Here is a 797-nt window from a genome sequence, read left to right as displayed (position 1 = left end):
GCGGGGGCGTGATCGGGCCGCCGCCGTTGACGCTGGCCGAGAAGGAGTTGACAGCCAGCCCCACGCCACCCTGCCACGGCTCGAAGCCGGCCTGGATGCTGGTCAGGTACCAGCTGTTGGTGATCGCGCCCCGGTCGCGGGTGTCCCTGATGAACGCCAGCAGGTTGAGGTTGGCGCTGGAGATCGTCGACGGGCTCAGGTACGAGATGACGTTGTTGGACCCGTTGCTGCCGCGCCAGACCTGCCAGGTCCGCCCGTCGATGGTGGCGTTGCCGACGGGCGAGCCGATGGGCTGGATGGAGCCCTGCCGGTTGAGCCAGATCATGATCTCCATCTGGTTCACCCCGTCGCGCTTCGGCGAGGGGTCGAGCCAGATGTCGTACGAGGCGTTGTAGGTGGCCCCACTCACGTACCGGTAGTTGATGCTGCTGGTGGCGGTGCTGATCCGGTCCACCTGCATCGGCAGGTTGGTGCCGGGGGAGCAGTTGGTGTAATGGCAGCCCACGAAGACCGACGGGTACGACACCGGTGCGCCGTTGGTCGGCGCGGAGCCCTGCTGGGTGGTGATCTCGAAGCCGGTGCCGGTGACGTTGATGCACTGCTGGGCGGTGGTGCCCCAGCGGTTGTTCTGCACCACGTACCGGTTCTGGATGACGGTGGAGCCGTACTGCTCGCAGATCTGGGTGTCGGCGGAGGCCGTGCCGCCGTGCGCGACGGCGACCAGCGCGACGGCGGCCAGCAGGCCGGCCGCGGCTAGCGCGCGGAGTGGACGTCTCATGATGCTCCTCGGGCTGGGG

Annotated in this window: 1 protein-coding gene; it reads right to left on the bottom strand. The window is 68.3% G+C overall.

Annotation, left to right across the window (positions count from 1 at the left end):
• The coding region (locus E1166_RS30625) for a glycosyl hydrolase family 5 (RefSeq protein ID WP_132343264.1) at positions 1–778 on the bottom strand (778 nt) is incomplete at its 3' end.
• Between the last annotated feature and the right edge of the window lie 19 nt (positions 779–797).

Source organism: Micromonospora sp. KC213, assembly GCF_004348325.1.
Taxonomy (GTDB): domain Bacteria; phylum Actinomycetota; class Actinomycetes; order Mycobacteriales; family Micromonosporaceae; genus Micromonospora.
Note: the sequence above shows the minus strand (reverse complement) of the source record. Positions and strands in the feature narration are given on the sequence as shown.